The organism is Arthrobacter sp. MA-N2 (assembly GCF_000517125.1).
Classification (GTDB): Bacteria; Actinomycetota; Actinomycetes; order Actinomycetales; family Micrococcaceae; genus Arthrobacter; species Arthrobacter methylotrophus.
Genome location: NZ_KI912155.1, coordinates 860,447 through 877,087, shown reverse-complemented (window position 1 = coordinate 877,087; position 16,641 = coordinate 860,447). Strand labels below are relative to the sequence as shown.

The 16,641-nt window shown below is 62.8% G+C and carries 20 protein-coding genes; 12 read left to right on the top strand and 8 right to left on the bottom strand.

Going from position 1 to position 16,641, the window contains the following annotated elements:
* Positions 1–63 precede the first annotated feature (63 nt).
* Positions 64–768: a FadR/GntR family transcriptional regulator gene (locus tag A3M3_RS0104580; protein ID WP_028265356.1), complete on the top strand. Its 705-nt coding sequence runs from the start codon at positions 64–66 to the stop codon at positions 766–768.
* On the opposite strand, the gene A3M3_RS0104575 is transcribed toward A3M3_RS0104580, so the two are convergent.
* The gene (locus A3M3_RS0104575; RefSeq protein WP_028265355.1) at positions 758–1,771 is read right to left on the bottom strand and encodes a LacI family DNA-binding transcriptional regulator; all 1,014 of its coding nucleotides are present in this window, start codon (positions 1,769–1,771) and stop codon (positions 758–760) included. The genes A3M3_RS0104580 and A3M3_RS0104575 overlap by 11 nt on opposite strands.
* Positions 1,772–2,090: 319 nt before the next feature.
* Here A3M3_RS0104575 and A3M3_RS0104570 point away from each other — a divergent pair, with 319 nt between their 5' ends.
* The 3 genes from A3M3_RS0104570 (at position 2,091) to A3M3_RS27260 (ending at position 3,908) form a co-directional block, all read left to right on the top strand.
* Positions 2,091–3,266, top strand: coding sequence for a 3-deoxy-7-phosphoheptulonate synthase (locus A3M3_RS0104570; RefSeq protein ID WP_035741356.1), 1,176 nt, complete (start codon positions 2,091–2,093; stop codon positions 3,264–3,266).
* 158 nt (positions 3,267–3,424) lie between these two features.
* Positions 3,425–3,637: a helix-turn-helix domain-containing protein gene (locus A3M3_RS0104565; RefSeq protein ID WP_028265353.1), complete on the top strand. Its 213-nt coding sequence runs from the start codon at positions 3,425–3,427 to the stop codon at positions 3,635–3,637.
* 172 nt (positions 3,638–3,809) lie between these two features.
* Entirely contained in the window at positions 3,810–3,908 is a 99-nt protein-coding gene (locus tag A3M3_RS27260) for a 30S ribosomal protein bS22 (RefSeq protein ID WP_003792170.1), read from the top strand.
* A gap of 239 nt (positions 3,909–4,147) precedes the next feature.
* On the opposite strand, the gene A3M3_RS0104555 is transcribed toward A3M3_RS27260, so the two are convergent.
* Positions 4,148–4,966 (bottom strand): HAD family hydrolase, encoded by an 819-nt coding sequence (locus A3M3_RS0104555; protein WP_028265352.1) that lies wholly within the window; start codon positions 4,964–4,966, stop codon positions 4,148–4,150.
* Positions 4,967–5,071: 105 nt separating this feature from the next.
* On the opposite strand from A3M3_RS0104555, the gene A3M3_RS0104550 reads away from it, so the two are divergent.
* Entirely contained in the window at positions 5,072–5,326 is a 255-nt protein-coding gene (locus A3M3_RS0104550; protein WP_028265351.1) for a glutaredoxin family protein, read from the top strand.
* Positions 5,327–5,377: 51 nt separating this feature from the next.
* Positions 5,378–6,100 (top strand): redox-sensing transcriptional repressor Rex, encoded by a 723-nt coding sequence (locus tag A3M3_RS0104545; protein WP_035741354.1) that lies wholly within the window; start codon positions 5,378–5,380, stop codon positions 6,098–6,100.
* Positions 6,101–6,173: 73 nt separating this feature from the next.
* Here A3M3_RS0104545 and A3M3_RS0104540 read toward each other — a convergent pair whose 3' ends face one another.
* From A3M3_RS0104540 to A3M3_RS0104530, 3 genes are all read right to left on the bottom strand, one after another.
* Positions 6,174–6,989, bottom strand: a complete 816-nt coding sequence (locus A3M3_RS0104540) for a hypothetical protein (RefSeq protein WP_028265349.1) — start codon at positions 6,987–6,989, stop codon at positions 6,174–6,176.
* Between the two features lie 171 nt (positions 6,990–7,160).
* On the bottom strand, positions 7,161–7,847 hold the full coding sequence (locus A3M3_RS27855) for a hypothetical protein (RefSeq protein WP_155854284.1): 687 nt from the start codon (positions 7,845–7,847) through the stop codon (positions 7,161–7,163).
* Between the two features lie 183 nt (positions 7,848–8,030).
* Complete coding sequence (locus tag A3M3_RS0104530; protein WP_028265347.1) at positions 8,031–8,579, bottom strand: YceI family protein; 549 nt, start codon at positions 8,577–8,579, stop codon at positions 8,031–8,033.
* Positions 8,580–8,781: 202 nt separating this feature from the next.
* On the opposite strand from A3M3_RS0104530, the gene A3M3_RS0104525 reads away from it, so the two are divergent.
* From A3M3_RS0104525 to ccsB, 5 genes are read left to right on the top strand one after another with little or no spacing between them, the layout of a single operon-like run.
* Positions 8,782–9,447 carry a histidine phosphatase family protein gene (locus A3M3_RS0104525; RefSeq protein WP_028265346.1) on the top strand — a complete coding sequence of 222 codons (666 nt, stop codon included), beginning with the start codon at positions 8,782–8,784 and terminating at the stop codon, positions 9,445–9,447.
* Positions 9,444–10,070, top strand: coding sequence for a TlpA disulfide reductase family protein (locus A3M3_RS0104520; RefSeq protein WP_081736684.1), 627 nt, complete (start codon positions 9,444–9,446; stop codon positions 10,068–10,070). Before A3M3_RS0104525 ends, A3M3_RS0104520 begins: the two co-directional genes overlap by 4 nt.
* A 14-nt stretch (positions 10,071–10,084) precedes the next feature.
* Positions 10,085–10,840, top strand: coding sequence for a cytochrome c biogenesis CcdA family protein (locus A3M3_RS0104515; protein ID WP_028265344.1), 756 nt, complete (start codon positions 10,085–10,087; stop codon positions 10,838–10,840).
* The gene (resB, locus tag A3M3_RS0104510) at positions 10,840–12,525 is read left to right on the top strand and encodes a cytochrome c biogenesis protein ResB (protein WP_028265343.1); all 1,686 of its coding nucleotides are present in this window, start codon (positions 10,840–10,842) and stop codon (positions 12,523–12,525) included. Before A3M3_RS0104515 ends, resB begins: the two co-directional genes overlap by 1 nt.
* Complete coding sequence (gene ccsB / locus A3M3_RS0104505) at positions 12,525–13,589, top strand: c-type cytochrome biogenesis protein CcsB (RefSeq protein WP_028265342.1); 1,065 nt, start codon at positions 12,525–12,527, stop codon at positions 13,587–13,589. Before resB ends, ccsB begins: the two co-directional genes overlap by 1 nt.
* Positions 13,590–13,706: 117 nt before the next feature.
* Here the strand turns inward: ccsB and A3M3_RS0104500 are convergent, their stop codons facing one another.
* Positions 13,707–14,084 carry a PLD nuclease N-terminal domain-containing protein gene (locus tag A3M3_RS0104500; protein ID WP_028265341.1) on the bottom strand — a complete coding sequence of 126 codons (378 nt, stop codon included), beginning with the start codon at positions 14,082–14,084 and terminating at the stop codon, positions 13,707–13,709.
* An 81-nt stretch (positions 14,085–14,165) separates the two neighbouring features.
* On the opposite strand from A3M3_RS0104500, the gene A3M3_RS0104495 reads away from it, so the two are divergent.
* A complete protein-coding gene (locus A3M3_RS0104495; RefSeq protein ID WP_028265340.1) occupies positions 14,166–14,474 on the top strand; it encodes a DUF4229 domain-containing protein in 309 nt (102 codons plus the stop codon).
* 91 nt (positions 14,475–14,565) lie between these two features.
* On the opposite strand, the gene A3M3_RS0104490 is transcribed toward A3M3_RS0104495, so the two are convergent.
* Both A3M3_RS0104490 and A3M3_RS0104485 read right to left on the bottom strand, forming a co-directional pair.
* Positions 14,566–15,447, bottom strand: coding sequence for a 1,4-dihydroxy-2-naphthoate polyprenyltransferase (locus A3M3_RS0104490; RefSeq protein ID WP_028265339.1), 882 nt, complete (start codon positions 15,445–15,447; stop codon positions 14,566–14,568).
* Between the two features lie 62 nt (positions 15,448–15,509).
* The gene (locus A3M3_RS0104485; protein ID WP_028265338.1) at positions 15,510–16,640 is read right to left on the bottom strand and encodes an AMP-binding protein; all 1,131 of its coding nucleotides are present in this window, start codon (positions 16,638–16,640) and stop codon (positions 15,510–15,512) included.
* Between the last annotated feature and the right edge of the window lies 1 nt (position 16,641).

Sequence of the window (16,641 nt, the reverse complement as noted above, 5' to 3'; positions counted from 1 at the left end):
CGACTATGTGGTTGGACCACACTCTAGGCCATGTGGTCCAACCACATCAACTACTATTTATGAATGCGCACGCACGAGCTCGTCCTGGGGTGGATCGAAAAGCAATTGTCCGAGGGGCACTTGCTGCTGGGCGGCCGGCTTCCCGCTGAGCGGGCGCTGGCCGAACAGCTGGAAGTCTCAAGGACATCGGTCCGCGAAGCCATCCGGATCCTCGAGGCAATGGGCGTCGTGCGGGCGGGCGTGGGCTCAGGCAAGGACGCTGGAACGGTGGTCATCGCGGAACCGGCGGCGGCACTCGGCTCGGCGCTCCGCCTCCATGTGGCCACGCAGCATTTGCCTGTCGCCGACATCGTGGAAACGCGGGTCCTGCTCGAATCATGGGCGGTGTCCCACGCGAAAGCCGACGCCCCCGAACTCAAAGAAGCAGAGAGGCTCCTGGACGAAATGGACGTGAGTCCTGCCGTCGACGACTTCCTTGCGCTGGACGTGGCTTTCCACTTGGCGCTTGCGGAAGCCGCAGGAAATGCCGTGGTGAGCACCATCATGGGCTCGCTGCGTGAAGCGATTGAGGGGTACGCCGAGGCGCTCACGGCAAATCTGCCGAACTGGAAGAACACCGCCGATCGCCTGCGGTCCGAGCACCGCGCCATTTTGGCGGCAGTGACCGATGGCGACGGCGGCCGGGCCGCGACGCTCGTGACCTCCCACATCGAGGGGTACTACCGTGAGGCCGGGCTAGGGCAGGCCCCTGCGGAACCTACGCCTTGACGGGTCCGGTGCTGCCCCTGAGCTCAATCCGTGGCGGGAAGTAGTTCGTGGGGGACGCGGCGTCGTTGGTCTGGATCTGCTCACGCATGCGCCGCCACGCAAGATCCCCGAGGTCGGAAATGGGCACGGCGGCGGTGGTCAGGGGAGGCATGGTGTATCGGGCAAACGGCATGTCGTCGAAGCCCGTGAGTGACAAGTCTTCCGGCACGCGGACCCCCCGCTGGCTCAGTCCGCTCAAGAGGCCCATCGCCGCGACGTCGTTGAAGACGAGGATGCCGGTGGCGCCGCATGAGACGACGGCGTCGCTCGACTCGAATCCGGCGTCGAACGTGTTGCCGCCGGGAATGAATTGCAGTTCGACGTCCGGGAAATCTGCCTTGAACTTCTCGAGCCCGCGGAGCCGCTGCACGTTGGACGCGCTGCGGTCCGGTCCCGTCAGATAGGCAAGTTTGCGATGGCCCAGCCCAACGAGATGGGCGGCAAGTTCCTGGATGCCTTGGCCATAGTCCACCACGAGGCTCGGCGTCGGAACCGACTCGGTGGTCCGGTTGATGAGGACGAGCGGGTAGAGCGTGGGGGCGAGTTCTTCGAGCTCGGCGTCGCTCATGCGAGGGGCGCAGAGGACGACGCCGTCGCAACGCCGCCGGGCTTCCCCCGCGAGGATTGCCTCTTCACTGGAGACCTCGGAAGAGTCGGCGATCAGCACGCGGTAGCCGTCGCGGGCCGCGGCAATGCTGAGCCCGCGAAGAATGGCCTGGAACGTGGGGTTGGACAGGTCCGGAACCACGATTCCGATCGTGTCTGTTTTGCCGAGGGCCAGGCTTCGTCCGACCGGGTTCGGCTTGTATTTCAGCTCGGAGGCGGCTGCGCGAACGCGCGCGGCGATGTCCGCGTCGACGGTTGTATTACCGTTCATGACACGGGAAACGGTGGCATGCGAAACGCCGGCCATGGATGCCACATCTGCGATGCCCACCCGCCGGCTGTTTCTTCTGCCTGGCATGGTTTCCTTCCTGGGGCTGCCTGCTTGCTCATGGGCGGGCAACGTTGTTCTAAGGTGAAGTTTATAGTGCGCGGGGAAACGGTTTCCCTTGATGTCGTTGCATTTCGATTTGCGGACGTTGCCGGGCCGAAGCTATGGTTTGGCTATGACTAACCGTTGGTATGCGTATTTTTCGTTGGCTCTGGAGGGGCCCGCGTCTAACTGACACGCATCCAACTTTCCTTCAGAGCCAACAGGGCAGAGATCATTCTCTGCCCTTCGCCATTTCCAGGCGGGCTCTGACCAGGGTCCGCACCTCTTTCGGAACAGGACCCCTTTCATGACCAGCATCGCCGCAGAGCCCGCCACACATCACTCCGACGCCGGGAACGCCGGCGTCGAGGCCATCGCCGCGCAGCCGACGTCGAACGCGCAGCCGACGTCGAACCTGCGCGTCAGTCGCTTCGAACCGCTCCCCACACCACAGGAGATTAGCGCTGAACTGCCGCTGGACGCGAGGGCCTCCGCCGTCGTCGAGCGTGGACGCGATGGAGTCCGCGCCATCATGGACGGCGTGGACGATCGCCTTCTGGTGATCGTGGGCCCGTGTTCCATCCACGATCCGAAAGCGGGCCTGGAATACGCACGCCGGCTGGTCAGCCAGGCGGAGAAACACAAGGAAGACCTCCTGATCGTCATGCGGGCCTACTTCGAGAAGCCGCGCACCACGGTGGGTTGGAAAGGCCTCATCAACGATCCCCGCCTTGACGGCAGCCATGACATCGCCGCCGGGCTCCGGGCGGCGCGGGGATTCCTGCAGCAAGTCACGGCCCTGGGCCTGCCGACGGCCACCGAGTTTCTGGAACCGATCAGTCCGCAGTACATGGCCGACCTTGTTGCGTGGGGAGCCATCGGTGCCCGTACCACCGAGAGCCAGATCCACCGTCAGCTGGCCTCCGGGCTGTCCATGCCGATCGGCTTCAAGAACGGGACCGACGGCGACCTCCAAGTAGCGATCGATGCCTGCGGTGCGTCCGCCGCCCCTCAGGCGTTCTTGGGGATCGACGGCGACGGCCGCGCCGCCCTCGTTGCGACCTCGGGGAACCCGGATACCCACGTGATTCTGCGCGGTGGACGCAAGGGGCCGAATTACTCCGCGGACGATGTCGCTGCGGCCTCGGAGAAGCTCTCGGCAAAGGGACTGAATCCCCGGCTGATTGTGGACGCGAGCCACGCCAACAGCGGCAAGAACCACCATCGCCAGGCCGAGGTTGCCCTGGAGATCGGTGCCCAGCTGGAGGATGGTGCAGCGTCACCGATTGCCGGGATCATGCTGGAAAGCTTCCTGGTGGGAGGGGCCCAGAACCTGGATGTGGAGCTGCAGCTGACTGGCGAACAGGAGCTGGTGTACGGCCAGAGCGTTACCGACGCCTGCATGGAGTGGGACGTCACAGTGTCCGTGTTGGACCAACTGGCTGCCTCGTCCCGCAAGCGTCGGGTGGCGGCTGAGGACTAGCCGAAACCAAGCTCTGAATTGGCCGAAATACTTTCACTTTGGTACCTCTAGCCTCTAGAGTGTCTAGCACATGGTTGTTTGATGGCTCAGCATCGGCACGCCAGGTAATGAATGCTGGGGGTCGCCGCTAACAGCTGAGAGCAAAGGAATATGGAGAAATGTCCGCAGAGGCTAACTTCTCGAACGCGCGTTTCATGACTGTGGCTGAAGTCGCCGAAGTCCTCCGGGTTTCCAAAATGACGGTGTACCGCCTGGTCCACTCAGGAGAAATGCCAGCCGTCCGATTTGGGCGATCATTCCGTGTCCCCGAGGAAGCAGTGGGCAACTACCTCAAAGGCGCGGTTGTCGATGGACACTCGGAGACCGCTTGAGTCTTGCTGGGTTCCCTTCGGAACGGCGGTCATTGGGTACCCCCGATAGGCGGTACCCTGTTAAGGAACGTTTTACGTCATTGTAAGAATCTGTCAGTTGTAAAGTCTATTGCTCAGTTCAAGGACCTCACCCAGCAGACAGAATCTCAATCTAGTTTGGTAAGGAACTTACGTGGGTTCAGTTATTAAGAAGCGCCGCAAGCGTATGGCCAAGAAGAAGCACCGCAAATTGCTTCGCAAGACTCGCCACCAGCGCCGCAACAAGAAGTAGAGATACTTCCTACAGCGTGAATGCCCGTCGCCTCTCGAGGCTGCGGGCATTTTTGCGTGCATTCCCGGCCGACGCCCGCTCACCTATGCGGCCAATTTCGACGACGCCCGCTCACCTATCGCGGCCAAACGGCAAACCCTCCTTCACGTGATGATGTGCAGGAGGGTTCCGTCATTTGGCTTCATAGCTGAGCGAGGGACGCTGGTTAGGTGGTCATAGCTGAGCGAGGGACGCTGAAGCTAGGCTTTCGGGCCGCGGAACCTGGAGAAACCCCGCCACAAGCCGTAGACGGCGCCGCCGACCGTTGCGGCTTTGAGGCCCAGCGTGGCTGCCCTCCGGCCTGATCGGAAGTCATAGACCGGCCAATTGTTCTCGCGCGCATGGCGGCGTAGCTTGGCGTCGGGATTGATGCACACCGGGTGGCCCACCAAAGTGAGCAGCGGGATGTCGTTATGTGAATCGCTGTATGCCCAGCAGCGGTTCAGATCAAGGCCCTGTTCGTCCGCTACGCGCTGTACGGCCACGGCTTTGGCTGGACCGTGCAGGATCTCTCCGACCAATCGGCCTGTATATGCGCCGTCTTCAACCTCGCCCACGGTACCCAGGGCGCCCGTCAGACCGAGGCGCGTGGAAATTACGGTGGCGACTTCGATGGGGGTGGCCGTCACAAGCCACACCTTCCGGCCAACACGCAGGTGCTGTTCCGCCAAGGCCTTGGTACCCGGCCAGATCCGGGACTCGATCATCTCGTCGTAGACCTCTTCGCCCAGCTCCCTGATCTCGGACACCTTGATGCCCGCAGCAAGGACCAGCGCGGAATCCCGGACGGAATGGACGTCCTCCATCTTCTCGCCCCGGAGGACAAACTTGAACTGCTTCCAGGCGAATCCCGCAGCTTGGGAGAGGGTGAACGCCTTGCGTTCGTACATCTTCCGTGCAACATGGAAAAGGCTGGCACCCTTCATCAGGGTGTTGTCGACGTCGAAGAATGCAGCTTCGCCGTGCTGCTGCGTTGCGGCCGGCGCGGTGGCCACAGCGGCGTTCTTCTCGACGGGCATGCCATGAGTCTAGTCAATCGCCCGGCCCCGTGCCGTCCGCGGAGCTGCCGAAGCCTTCCGCGTCGAGTCTTCGGGCCGCGGCCGTCGAGTTGATACCTTTAAAACATGCCAAACCCCGACGTCGTGCTCCTCACCAAAGCTGACTGCCACCTGTGCGCCGCGGCGCGTGACGCCGTCGAACGCGTGACCTCAAGCCTGGGGCTCGGGTGGACAGAACAGTCGATCGACGCCGACCCGACCCTGCGCGAGCGCTATGCCGAGGAGATTCCCGTGGTGTTCGTGGACGGAGTCCAGCGGGATTTCTGGAAGATTGACGAGGCGCGGTTGGTGCGCGTCTTGAAGAAGGCCTTGGCTGCCTGAACATGCATGCAGTGCTTTGTTGGCAATAGAGTGGGAAAACAAAGCGATGCAATGGAGAAGAACGTGACTGCGCTGGAACCGTCCGCCGAAGCAGTACCCGGGGATGCTGTGCCTACGGACAGGGACCCTGCTGCCAAGCAAATACCACCCGCGGCCGTGGCCCGGATGACGCTCTACCTGCGCGCGCTGAATTCCCTGCTGGGCGAAGGAGTGGAACGGGTTTCCTCCGAGGCGTTGGCCGAGGCATCAGGAGTCAGCTCCTCCACTCTCCGCAAGGATCTCTCATACGTTGGTTCGTATGGAACGCGTGGTGTGGGCTACGAGGTCCAGTATCTGAGCCGGCACATCGCGGCTGCGCTCGGCCTGACCCACGATTGGAAAGTCGCCATTGTGGGCGCCGGTAACCTTGGCAAAGCCTTGGCGCGGTACGGCGGATTCGAGTCGCGCGGTTTTGACGTGGTGGCAATCCTCGACGCAGATCCCATGATCATCGGTAACGAAGTGGGCTGGCTGCGGGTCAGCAATGCCGCGAATCTTGAAGTGGTCCTCAAACGGACCGGCGCAAACATGGTGGTGTTGGCTCTGCCCGCCGCGGTTGCCCAGGACGTCTGCGACCGCGTCATCAATGCGGGAATCCGCAGCATCCTCAGCTTTGCTCCCGTGCTGCTGCAGGTTCCGCCCCATGTGAATCTGCGCAAGGTGGACATGGCCACCGAGCTTCAGATCCTTGCGTATCACGCACAACGGGCGCAGACCCCGGGCCAGGCCGTTTAGGCCGGGCCGGGACTGCGCCCATTGCTGGTTTCGGGTTCGTGTTGTTCCAGACAGCGAGGCCGGGAACAGAAGCCTAGCGGCCGTATGGCGCCTGGCTGTAAGGATTCGAGAAGGGCTGGGCCTTCCGGAAATACGGTGCTGAGCCCGGCAAATACAACATCACGATTGCGGCGATGCCCAAGAGGATGGTGATAGTCCCGAGGCCGATCTGGGTCAGGCCGAGGAGGGAAACTGCCGCAAAGACGGTTCCCAGGATGCGGGCCCAGTTCTTGCCCTTACGGACATTGAAGGCAACCAGCGCATAGAGCCCGGCAAAGATGACCGAGAAGACCACGAGGATGGTCACCATGATGTTGATGAAGCTGCTGGTGTCTATGCCTGAAGCGTTGGCTCCCTGCGCTGTCAAAGCCTGGTCGATCATGTTCTTGCCCGCCGGGGAATTCAGCGAAGCGACGACGAACGGGATGCCGATCAGAGTCAGTGCGCCGGCGGCAATGATGAGCCAGAATGAAATATTGACTAGCTGGGGGATACCGGAGGTCGCCGCGGGCTGCTGGCTTGGCCACGTAGTCGGAGTGCCCTGGCCGTACTGGGGGACGGAAGGCTGGCCGTACTGGGACTGACCCGGTTGCGGTGCTTGCTGGCCGTACTGCGGGACGGAAGGCTGGCCGTACTGCGGGGCTTGCTGGCCGTATTGGGGTTGACCTGGTTGCGGTGCTTGCTGGCCGTATTGGGGTTGACCTGGTTGCGGGGCCTGCTGCCCATACTGGGGGGCTTGCTGGCCGTACTGCGGCTGCTGACCCGGTTGCGGTGCCTGCTGGCCGTACTGCGGCTGCTCAGGCGTGGGGTTTTCGCCGGGAGTGGACGGCGGATACGGAGGGGTGCTCATGGCATTCCTTTGCGATTCGACTGCAGATACGGCTGCCGGGTGCAACGTGCCCTGCCCCCAGCTCGGCTTGATTCCACCGTACCCCGGCGGCACTACCCCGCGGCTGATTCACGGGAAGAATTCTCCCTTGTGGGACCTGCCGCGGCCTTCGGTGCTAGGCGCTGGGAGCTGCTACGCGAAGTGCCTCTTGGACTCCGGAAGCCACATCAAGACCGCTGCAGCGACGGCTACCGCCGATCCGATGAAGTTGAGATTCAAGGTGATCACTTGGAATAGAAGGGAAAATACCGCTAGCGCGCCCAGGATGGTCAGGACAAGCCGTGCCCATCGCGAGCCCTCTTTGAGCCGGATGGCAATGAAAATGTAAAGCGCCGCGAAAATCAGGCTGAAAATCAGGCCCACAATTCCTGGGCCCACCATCATTTCTCCGAACAATCCGCGGACCGTGAAGATATTGATGAAACTGGCGACAACACCCAAAGCTGCAGCCGCAACCCACAACCAGTAGGAAACGGTCAGCTGCTGCGGCACGCCTGTAGTGTCCTGAAAGCGCTGTGCGACGTTTTTGAAGTGGAGCCCAAAGGTATTCCGCGCGGGGGCAGGATAGCTAAGTCCGGCGGGCGGGGCAGTGCTCGCGCCGGCCTGGGGCATGCCATAACCGGGTTGCCCTGGCTGGGGGTAGCCAAGTCCAGGCGCCTGGTAGCCCGGGGCTGGCTGCTGGTAGGAGGGTGGTGCTTGGTATGAAGGGGGTTCCGGGATTCCCTGCGGAGGCTGGTAACCCGCAGGAGGGACGTTGCCTGGCTGCGGTGGCTGGGCACCGGGCTGCTGAGGCTGGGGAGCTTCATTTGGGTTACTCATGGCATCACTTTAGACCTGAGGTTTAAGGATTCCTAGGAAATTCTTGGCTAATTCGCCGCTAAGTACCGGGTTTTGGCCGAACAATGGGCGGGTGATTCCGCAACGACAAAATGGCGCCTTCGGGGCTGCACGATGAATTGCGTGCAGCGCCGAAAGCGCCATTCGGGAGAGGAGCCGCGGGTATTAAGCCGCCGGTGCGATAAAGGCCAGTTCGAGGTTGATGACGACCTTGTCGCTGACCAGTACGCCACCGGCTTCGAGCACTGCGTTCCAGGTCAGGCCGAAGTCCTTGCGGCTGATGGTGGTCTCACCGGAGACGCCTGCGCGGGTGTTGCCGAACGGGTCCACCGCTACGCCGTTGAATTCGGTTTCGATGGTCACCTCTTTGCTGACGCCCTTGATGGTCAGATCGCCCACGAGATCGAAGCCGTCGCCATTGGCGGTGACGTGGCGGGAAACGAAAGTGATTACCGGGAACTTCTCCACGTCGAAGAAGTCCTCGCCCTTGACGTGGCCGTCGCGGTTGGCGTCGCCCGAGTCGAAGCTGGCCGTCTGGATGGTGGCGGTGATCTTGGAATCGCTCAGGCTGCTACCGAGTTCCAGGGTGGCGTCGGCTTCGGTGAACTGGCCGCGTACCTTGCTGATGCCCGCGTGCCGGACGCTGAAGCCGATCTCGCTGTGGGAGTTATCGAGGGTCCAGACGCCGGCGGTGACGTTTGCGGGAAGAGTCATGGGGTTCTCCTTGGGAAGGTGTGGTCGTAGGTCATCGGGCGTTCGATCAAGCTTAGTTGAAGTGTCAACCGAACCTTGTGCCCAGTATAAACATGCAAATACATCTTTTATTCCACCTAGAGGGAACATTCTGAAGAAACTTTCAGTTCTACGAAACGTAGAAGATTTCAGATCGCCCGCCATCTTTGAGAAACTGGTAAACATGCCCCAAGCAACTGTCCATCTGCTCCGCCATGGCGAGGTCTACAATCCCGACGGCATTCTGTACGGCAGGTTGCCGGAATTCCACCTCTCCGAACGCGGCCGCGAGATGGCCAAGATGCTCGCGGAGCATTTCGCTGCCCGCGTCGCGCAGGGGGCGAACATCGTCCACCTTGCCTCCTCGCCGTTGACCCGCGCGCAGGAAACCGCCCTTCCCACTTCCCAGGCGTTGGACCTCCGGATCCACACGGAACCGCGGATCATCGAGGCCGGGAACCACTTCGAAGGACTCAAGGCCAACATCTCCGAATTCATCAAGCCCAAGCACTGGATCGAGTACCGCAATCCGCTGCGACCGTCCTGGGGCGAGTCCTACCAGGATCAGGTCACCCGCATGCGTGCCGCCGTCGAAGACGCCCGCCTGAAGGCCATCGAGCTCGGTGGCGACGGCGCGGAAGCCATCCTCGTCAGCCACCAGCTTCCCATCTACGCCACGCGCCTCAGCGCGGAAGGCCGCCGCCTGTGGCACGATCCCCGCAAGCGCGAATGCACCTTGACCTCCCTGACGTCACTGGTGTTCGGCGACGAAGGCAAGATCGTGCGGGTGGAGTACAGCGAACCCGCCGCCGTGCTGTTGCCCGGTGCCGCGAGGACCCCCGGAGCATGACAATGGACCGAACAAGCAACAGCAAGGCCACCTCCCGCCGGAGCTTCCTCGCCGTCGGTGGAGTGGCCCTCTCTGCCTTGACCATGGGTTTGTCCGCCTGCGCCCAGGAAGACGCGCTTGCCCAGCAAGCCAAAGCCGGAGACAACAAGAATTACGTCGCCGGGGACGGCTCGGTGACCGAATTCGCCAAAGCAGACCGTAAGGCCGCCGTCGAGCTCAAAGGCACTTTGTTTGACGGAACCGCCGTAGCCCCGAAGGACCTGATCGGCAAGGTCACTGTCCTCAACTTCTGGTTCGCCGCGTGCGCCCCATGCCGGGTCGAGGCTCCGGTCCTTGAAGAACTGCACCAGGAATTCAAGAGCAAAGGCGTCCAGTTCTACGGCGTGAACCTCCGGGACGAGAAGGCGACCGCCGATGCGTTCGATCAGACCTTCAACCTCACGTACCCCAGCTTCAATGACAAGGACGGCGCGGTGCTGCTGTCTGTCTCCGGCATCGTGCCTCCCGGTGCGGTGCCCACCACGCTGGTCCTGGACAAAGAGGGCAAAGTTGCTGCCCGCGTCCTCGGCGAGATCGAGAAGAGCACCCTCAAAGCACTCATCACCACCGCGGTTGCCGAGTAGGTGGCCCGGACAGCGTGAACAGCCCTTTCGCCGAGACCATCCTGAGCGGTTCCTTGCTGCTGGCCATCCCCGTGGCCTTGCTGGCCGGACTCGTGTCCTTCCTGTCGCCGTGCGTCCTGCCTTTGGTACCCGGCTACCTCGGCTACGTGACCGGGCTGACCGGCGTCGACCTCCAGAAACAGAAGCGCGGGCGCATGCTCGCCGGGATCGGTCTGTTCGTTCTTGGCTTCTCCCTGATTTTCGTGCTGCTTGGTGGTGCCTTCGGCCAACTGGGGACCCTCATCACGGGCCCGCAGAACGCGTGGATCACCCAATTGCTGGGCGTACTGGTGATTATCATGGGCGTCGTCTTCCTGGGCGGCTTCGGCTGGTTGCAGCGTGACGCCAAAATCCATGCCAAGGCCCCTGCCGGACTGTGGGGTGCGCCGTTGTTGGGCATCACCTTCGGGCTGGGCTGGGCGCCCTGCATTGGACCCACCTATTCCGCAGTCCAGTTGCTAAGCCTTTCCGGAGGATCGTCCGCGGCGAAGGGGGCACTCCTGGCGTTTGTCTATAGTCTTGGCCTGGGTCTTCCCTTCCTGCTGATCGCCCTCGCAGTCCGCCGGGGGATGGGCGTCATGTCCTTCTTCCGCAAGCACCGCCTGGCTATCCAGCGGATGGGTGGGGGCATTCTGATCCTCCTCGGAGTCCTGATGGCCACAGGAGTGTGGGGCACCTGGGTGACCGGGTTGCAGTACTGGTTCCAAACCGATGTGAAGTTGCCGATCTGATGAGCGAGCCCGTGCAAGGTATAAAGAAGTCCAAGAAGTCAGCCGATAAAGCAATTGACACAGCTAAAGCCGAGGCAGCCCTGCCGGTCCTCGGGATCCTGGGCATGCTCCGCTGGGCCTGGACCCAGCTGACCAGCATGCGTACTGCCCTGTTCCTGCTCCTGCTCCTGGCAGTCGCGGCGGTGCCCGGTTCGCTGTTCCCGCAGCGTCCCGCGAACCCTTCGATCGTGACGCAGTACATCAGCGACCATCCGGACTATGGCAAGCTCCTCGACTCTGTGCAGCTGTACGACGTGTACTCCTCTGCCTGGTTCTCGGCCATCTACATTCTTCTGTTCATTTCCCTGATCGGGTGTGTCACGCCCCGGGCCATCGCCCACTACAAGGCAATGCGCTCGCAGCCGCCGCGGACCCCCAAGCGTCTTTCCCGCCTCCCGGAGTACGGCACGCTGGTGCTGCCCGCCGACGCCGGGATCCCGGCGTCGAAGGCTATTTCGGATGCCGCCGCAGTGCTGAAGAAACGCGGCTACCGCGTGGAAGTGCGCGACGTCGACGGCGCCATGCCCTCGCTGGGTGCCGAGCGTGGCTTCCTCAAGGAAGTGGGCAACCTCGTCTTCCATGCATCGCTGATCGGGGTGCTGGTTTCGGTGGCCGTCGGCGGGCTGTTCGGCTACAGCGGCCAGCGGATCCTGGTGGAAGGCGACACCTTCGTGAACACCTTGGTGGGTTATGACCAATTCAGCCCCGGGACCAACTTCCAGAGCAGCTGGCTCCAGCCGTACTCCATCCAGCTGGACAAGTTCGACGTCCAGTTCGATCGCGAATCGCCGGCGCACTTCGGCCAGCCCATCGACTTCACCGCGGACGTCACCACCAAGGACACCCCGGATGCGCCCGCCAAGAAGCAGGTCCTCAAGGTGAACGACCCCGTGATGCTGGGCGACACCAGCATCTACCTGACGGGTAATGGCTACGCCCCGGTAGTGACTGTCCGGGACGGCGCCGGCAAGGTCGCCATGCAGGGACCAGTGGTGGCCAAGCTGCAAGGGGACAACTACTACTCTTCGGTAGTCATCAAAGTTCCCGATGCCAAGCCCGATCAGCTCGGTTTCGCAGGATTCTTCCTGCCTACCGCGATGGTGACCGACACGGGAGTCGCCTACAGCGGCGATCCCGAGCTCATCAACCCTCAGTTGAACCTCAACTCGTACTACGGCGATCTCGGCCTGAACAAGGGCACCCCGCAGAATGTCTTCGAGCTCGACGTAGCGAAGCTGACCCCGCTCAATGGCCGCGGGATGGCTGATAAGGCCATCGCACTGGCCCCCGGCGGCACCTATACGCTCCCGAACGGCAAGGGCACTATCACTTTTGACGGCGTCAAGAAGTACGTTGGCGTTGATATCCACCACAACCCGGGCCAAGCCACTGCGCTCGTCTTTGCGCTTTTGGCGGTTGCCGGATTGATTCTCTCGCTCTACCTGAACCGTCGCCGCGTATGGGTCCGCACGGGAACCCACGACGATGGGCGCACAATGGTGGAGTATGGTCTCCTTGCCCGCGGCGAGGACCACAGGCTTGCCGGCGAAGCCGCCGCCATCCGCGAATTGCTGCACCGTGAATGGCTGCTCCCCACGGAACAGTCCACCGACACCGTTTCTTCCTCAACCTCGAAGGATCAGTAATGCTCCCCATCAACGAAACCATGGGCCAGTACAGCGAGCTCTTCATGCTGCTCGCGGCCGGCACCTACGCGGTGGCGTTCATCGCTTTCGCGTGGGACCTCGCCAAGAGCAGCAAAGTGCTGAGGGCAGTGGACCTCAAGGCGGCCTCTTCGGTGGCAGCCGAGGCCAAGGTTCCGGTCGCCGCCGGCCGTGCGGGTGGGAACGACGTCGGGGGACCTGCCGGCCGTACTGAGCGTCCGACGTCGGCGATCACCTCCGTCAGCCAGACCGCCGGCGGTGACATGAAGTATGCCGCCGAGCGCCGCATTCCCGCCCGCGTGGCCGTGGCTGTCGCGATAATCGGCGTGGCGATCCACGGTGCCGGGGTCATCACCCGCGCGATCGGCGCAGGCCGTGTGCCGTGGGGCAACATGTACGAGTTCCTGACCACTGGTGCTTTCCTGGTGGTCGCAGTCTTCCTGCTCTCGCTCATCCGCCGAGACCTGCGTTTCCTGGGCACCTTCGTCCTGGGTCTGGCCGTGATCATGATGACGGCGGCGTCGGTGACTTACTGGACCCCGGTAGGCCACTTGGTTCCGGCGCTGCAAAGCTACTGGCTGGTCATCCACGTCTCCATCGCCGTGATGTCCGCGTCCCTGTTCACCCTGACGTTCGCCATGTCAGCCCTGCAGTTGCTGCAATCGCACCGGCAGAAAACCTTGGCGGCCGGCGGCGTGGACAAGCTGGGCTTCATGCGGCTCGTGCCGAACGCGCTGAGCTTGGAGAACCTGTCTTACCGCATCAACACCGTGGGATTCGTGGGCTGGACCTTCACCCTCATGTTCGGCGCCATCTGGGCCGAGAAAGCCTGGGGCCGTTTCTGGGGTTGGGACACCAAGGAAGTCTGGACCTTCGTGATCTGGGTGGTTTACGCCGGCTACCTGCACGCGCGCGCCACCCGCGGCTGGACGGGAACCCGCGCGGCTTGGCTGTCCATTGCGGGCTACCTGTGCGTGATCTTCAACTTCACCGTGGTCAACGTGTTCTTCAATGGCTTGCACTCATACTCGGGGCTCCCGCAGTAGCTCGGGGCCGGATCCGCACCATTCCTGACCCTTATTGAATTAACGACGACGGCGACACTCCGCACAGGCGGGCGTGTCGCCGTCGTTCGCGTTTCAAAAGAGGTCAGGAACGGTGTGTCAGGTGTTGACGTCACCGCTGTCTTCGGCGTTGGAACCACCCTTGAGTTTGCGTGCCTTGGCTTCGAGTTCGGCCTTGAGCTTCTTTAGCCGTTCGGCTTCGGCCTGGTTCCGGCGGCGGATTTCCAGGTTGCGGAGGAAATCGGGGTCGTCGTCGGGAGCGATGGGGTGGCTCGCCGGCTGCGGGGTGGGGCGGATGGTGTAGGGGCGGCCAATCAGGAACCAGAGAAGCGCGCCAAGCACGGGCAGCAGGATCATCACGATTATCCAAGCGGTTTTGGAGATCCCCCGTGTGGTGCGCCGATCCGTGCGGATGACGTCCACCAGCCCATAGACGAAGACGAGCAAGACGGCGACAACTACAACAACGCGGAGCATACCGTCAAGTCTAGTCGCCGTAGAGTTCCGCGATAGCTGTCCGTTCAGAGTGCAATCAGGCTGGGACGCTAAACTTGATCCGTGGCTTTCCTCAAATACTCCCTGATCCGACTTGCGCTCTTCGTCCCGCTCTTCATCATCTTCGCTTTGCTGCAGACGGGTTTGTTGCTTGCGGCACTTTTCGCGGGCCTCATCGCGTTCGCTATCAGCTACCTGTTCTTCAAGAAGCAGCGCGACGCCGCCACGGCATCCATGCGTGAGCGTTTCTCCGGTCGTGCCAAGCCCATCCGCTCCGCATTGGAAATTGAAGATGCCGAGATCGAGGACCGTCTGGTGGATGAAAACCCCGCGGTTGCTGTCGAGAACGATCGGCGCCCCAAGGAAGCCTAGAGGCTTAAAGCTGCAGGAGCGTCGGGCCGAAACGCGACATATGTGAGCGAGCGTCGGGGGAGGATGCTCGCTCACATATGTGAGCGAGCCCCTAGAAGCCGTGGCTCAGTATCAGGCCCAGCGAGAACAAGACGCTGTAGCCAAGATTGATCAAGCCGGTCTGCTTCAGCACCGGGATAAGGCTCTTGCGCTTCCGTCCGTTGACCATGAGCCATGCCGGCATGAGGCAGGCCGGGATCAGCAGCAACACGATCAGCATCCACGGTCTGGTCGGTGCAAGCACCACAACCAGCAGGATGGCGACTGCCAACATCAGGACGTAGCTCTCACGGGCATGCCGGTCGCCAAGCCGCACCGCCAGGGTCCGCTTGCCGGCCACCATGTCGGTCGGGATATCCCGTACGTTGTTGGCCATCAGCAGGGCGCATGCGATCAATCCTGTTCCAATGGCGCCGATAACCGCCGGAAGGCTCACTTGTCCGGCCTGCGTGTAGGTGGTGCCCAGCGTTGCCACCAGTCCGAAGAAGACAAAGACAAACAAGTCACCCAGGCCCATGTAGCCGTACGGGTTCTTGCCACCGGTGTAACCCCACGCGGCGAGTACGCAGCCGATGCCCACCAGGAGCAGCCACCAGGTCTGCGTCATGATTACCAGGACCAAGCCGGACATCATGGCGAGGCCGAACGCGCCGAATGCCGCCCACTTGACATGGTTTGGGCGTGCCGCGCCGGAACCTACCAGTCGGAGCGGACCCACCCGGTCCTGATCGGTGCCACGGACGCCGTCTGAGTAATCGTTGGCGTAGTTGACCCCGATCTGCAGCAGCAGCGCCACAAGGGCAGCGAGGATGGCATTCAAGATCCGGAAAGACTGCAGCTCGTAGGCGGCCGCTGTGCCGATCAGCACTGGCGCGATGGCCGCCGGCAGGGTGCGCAAGCGGGCGCCTTGAATCCATTGTGCAGCTGTTGCCACGTTCAGTACCTCGTGTTGTTTCGCATTGGGGGGAAGGCAAATGACGATCAGGGGGGCTAGGTCTATTCTCCCTGATGCACCTCGGTGAGCAGCTCGATCATCGCCAGTCTGTCCGGCTTTCCATTGGGGAGCATGATGAGCCCGTCCGTGGTCAGCACCGTTTTGGGAGCGAGAGCCCCCAGGGATTCCTGGCAGCGGGCCTTGTAGTCCGCAATGCTTTCCGCAGAGCTGTCCTCGACGGCAACATATGCTGCCACCGCCTGGCCCCACTCCCGGGAGGGGACCCCGGCCACGAAAGCCGCCGTGACGCCGTCGAACTTTTCGAGCTCAGCTTGGATGAATGCGGCGGAGGCTTTGACACCGCCCGTGATGATGACGTCGTCGGCCCGTCCCAGCACGGTGAGTGTACCGTCGCCTGCGAGCTCCCCGAGATCGTTGGTGCGGTACCAACGGGTGCCGTCCTCGTCGAAGAACGCCTCGGCAGTCGCCTCCGGCGCGTCCAGATAACCGGAAGCGACGGTGTCGCCGCCCAGGAGGACCCGGCCGTCGTCGAGCCTGACGCTGACACCGTCCAGCGGCCTTCCGTCGTATACGCAACCGCCGCACGTCTCGGCCGAGCCATAGGTGGTCACCACCTTCACCCCGGCCTCCCTGGCGGCGTGCAGCAGCGCGGCCGGCGCCGGCGCGCCGCCCAGGAGGATGGCGTTGAAGCGGCGGAGGGCCGCGAGGGTTTCCGCGGAGGGCGAGTCCAGGAGGCGCTGCAACTGGGTGGGCACCAAGGACGTGAAGCGGACGGTGTCCGTCAGCTCCCCCGCGGCGGCAGTGAAGGCCTCCGGAGTGAAGCCGTTCGAGAGGTCCATGGCCCATGGGCGTGTTCCGGCGAAAAGGGAACGGACCAACACCTGGACCCCGGCAACGAATTGCAACGGCAAGGCAAGGAGCCATTGTCCCTCGCCCCGGAGCGCCATCGCCGTGGCCATGGAGGACGCCGCGAGCTGATCGACGGTGAGCACCGTGGCTTTGGGCGTTCCGGTGGAACCGGAGGTGCGCACCACCACTGCGGCGTCCTCGAAACCGGGCGTTTCGACGGCGACGGCACGCGGGGTGCCGTCCTCCGCAGCGACGATTCCGACGGCGGGACCCTCCCCGTGGAGGGCGGCGGCCAAGGCCTTGAGAACGGGATCGATGTTCACG

Excerpts from the sequence above, each read along its gene's own strand:
- A3M3_RS0104530 (WP_028265347.1), bottom strand. The coding sequence starts at position 8,579 with ATGACTCTTCCCGCAAACGTCACCGCCGGCGTCTGGACCCTCGATAAC.
- A3M3_RS0104525 (WP_028265346.1), top strand. The coding sequence starts at position 8,782 with ATGCCCCAAGCAACTGTCCATCTGCTCCGCCATGGCGAGGTCTACAAT.
- ccsB (WP_028265342.1), top strand. The coding sequence starts at position 12,525 with ATGCTCCCCATCAACGAAACCATGGGCCAGTACAGCGAGCTCTTCATG.
- A3M3_RS0104565 (WP_028265353.1), top strand. The coding sequence starts at position 3,425 with ATGTCCGCAGAGGCTAACTTCTCGAACGCGCGTTTCATGACTGTGGCT.
- resB (WP_028265343.1), top strand. The coding sequence starts at position 10,840 with ATGAGCGAGCCCGTGCAAGGTATAAAGAAGTCCAAGAAGTCAGCCGAT.
- A3M3_RS0104555 (WP_028265352.1), bottom strand. The coding sequence starts at position 4,966 with ATGCCCGTCGAGAAGAACGCCGCTGTGGCCACCGCGCCGGCCGCAACG.
- A3M3_RS0104580 (WP_028265356.1), top strand. The coding sequence starts at position 64 with ATGCGCACGCACGAGCTCGTCCTGGGGTGGATCGAAAAGCAATTGTCC.
- A3M3_RS0104575 (WP_028265355.1), bottom strand. The coding sequence starts at position 1,771 with ATGCCAGGCAGAAGAAACAGCCGGCGGGTGGGCATCGCAGATGTGGCA.
- A3M3_RS27855 (WP_155854284.1), bottom strand. The coding sequence starts at position 7,847 with ATGAGTAACCCAAATGAAGCTCCCCAGCCTCAGCAGCCCGGTGCCCAG.
- A3M3_RS0104500 (WP_028265341.1), bottom strand. The coding sequence starts at position 14,084 with ATGCTCCGCGTTGTTGTAGTTGTCGCCGTCTTGCTCGTCTTCGTCTAT.
- A3M3_RS0104570 (WP_035741356.1), top strand. The coding sequence starts at position 2,091 with ATGACCAGCATCGCCGCAGAGCCCGCCACACATCACTCCGACGCCGGG.
- A3M3_RS0104540 (WP_028265349.1), bottom strand. The coding sequence starts at position 6,989 with ATGAGCACCCCTCCGTATCCGCCGTCCACTCCCGGCGAAAACCCCACG.
- A3M3_RS0104550 (WP_028265351.1), top strand. The coding sequence starts at position 5,072 with ATGCCAAACCCCGACGTCGTGCTCCTCACCAAAGCTGACTGCCACCTG.
- A3M3_RS0104520 (WP_081736684.1), top strand. The coding sequence starts at position 9,444 with ATGACAATGGACCGAACAAGCAACAGCAAGGCCACCTCCCGCCGGAGC.
- A3M3_RS0104545 (WP_035741354.1), top strand. The coding sequence starts at position 5,378 with ATGGAGAAGAACGTGACTGCGCTGGAACCGTCCGCCGAAGCAGTACCC.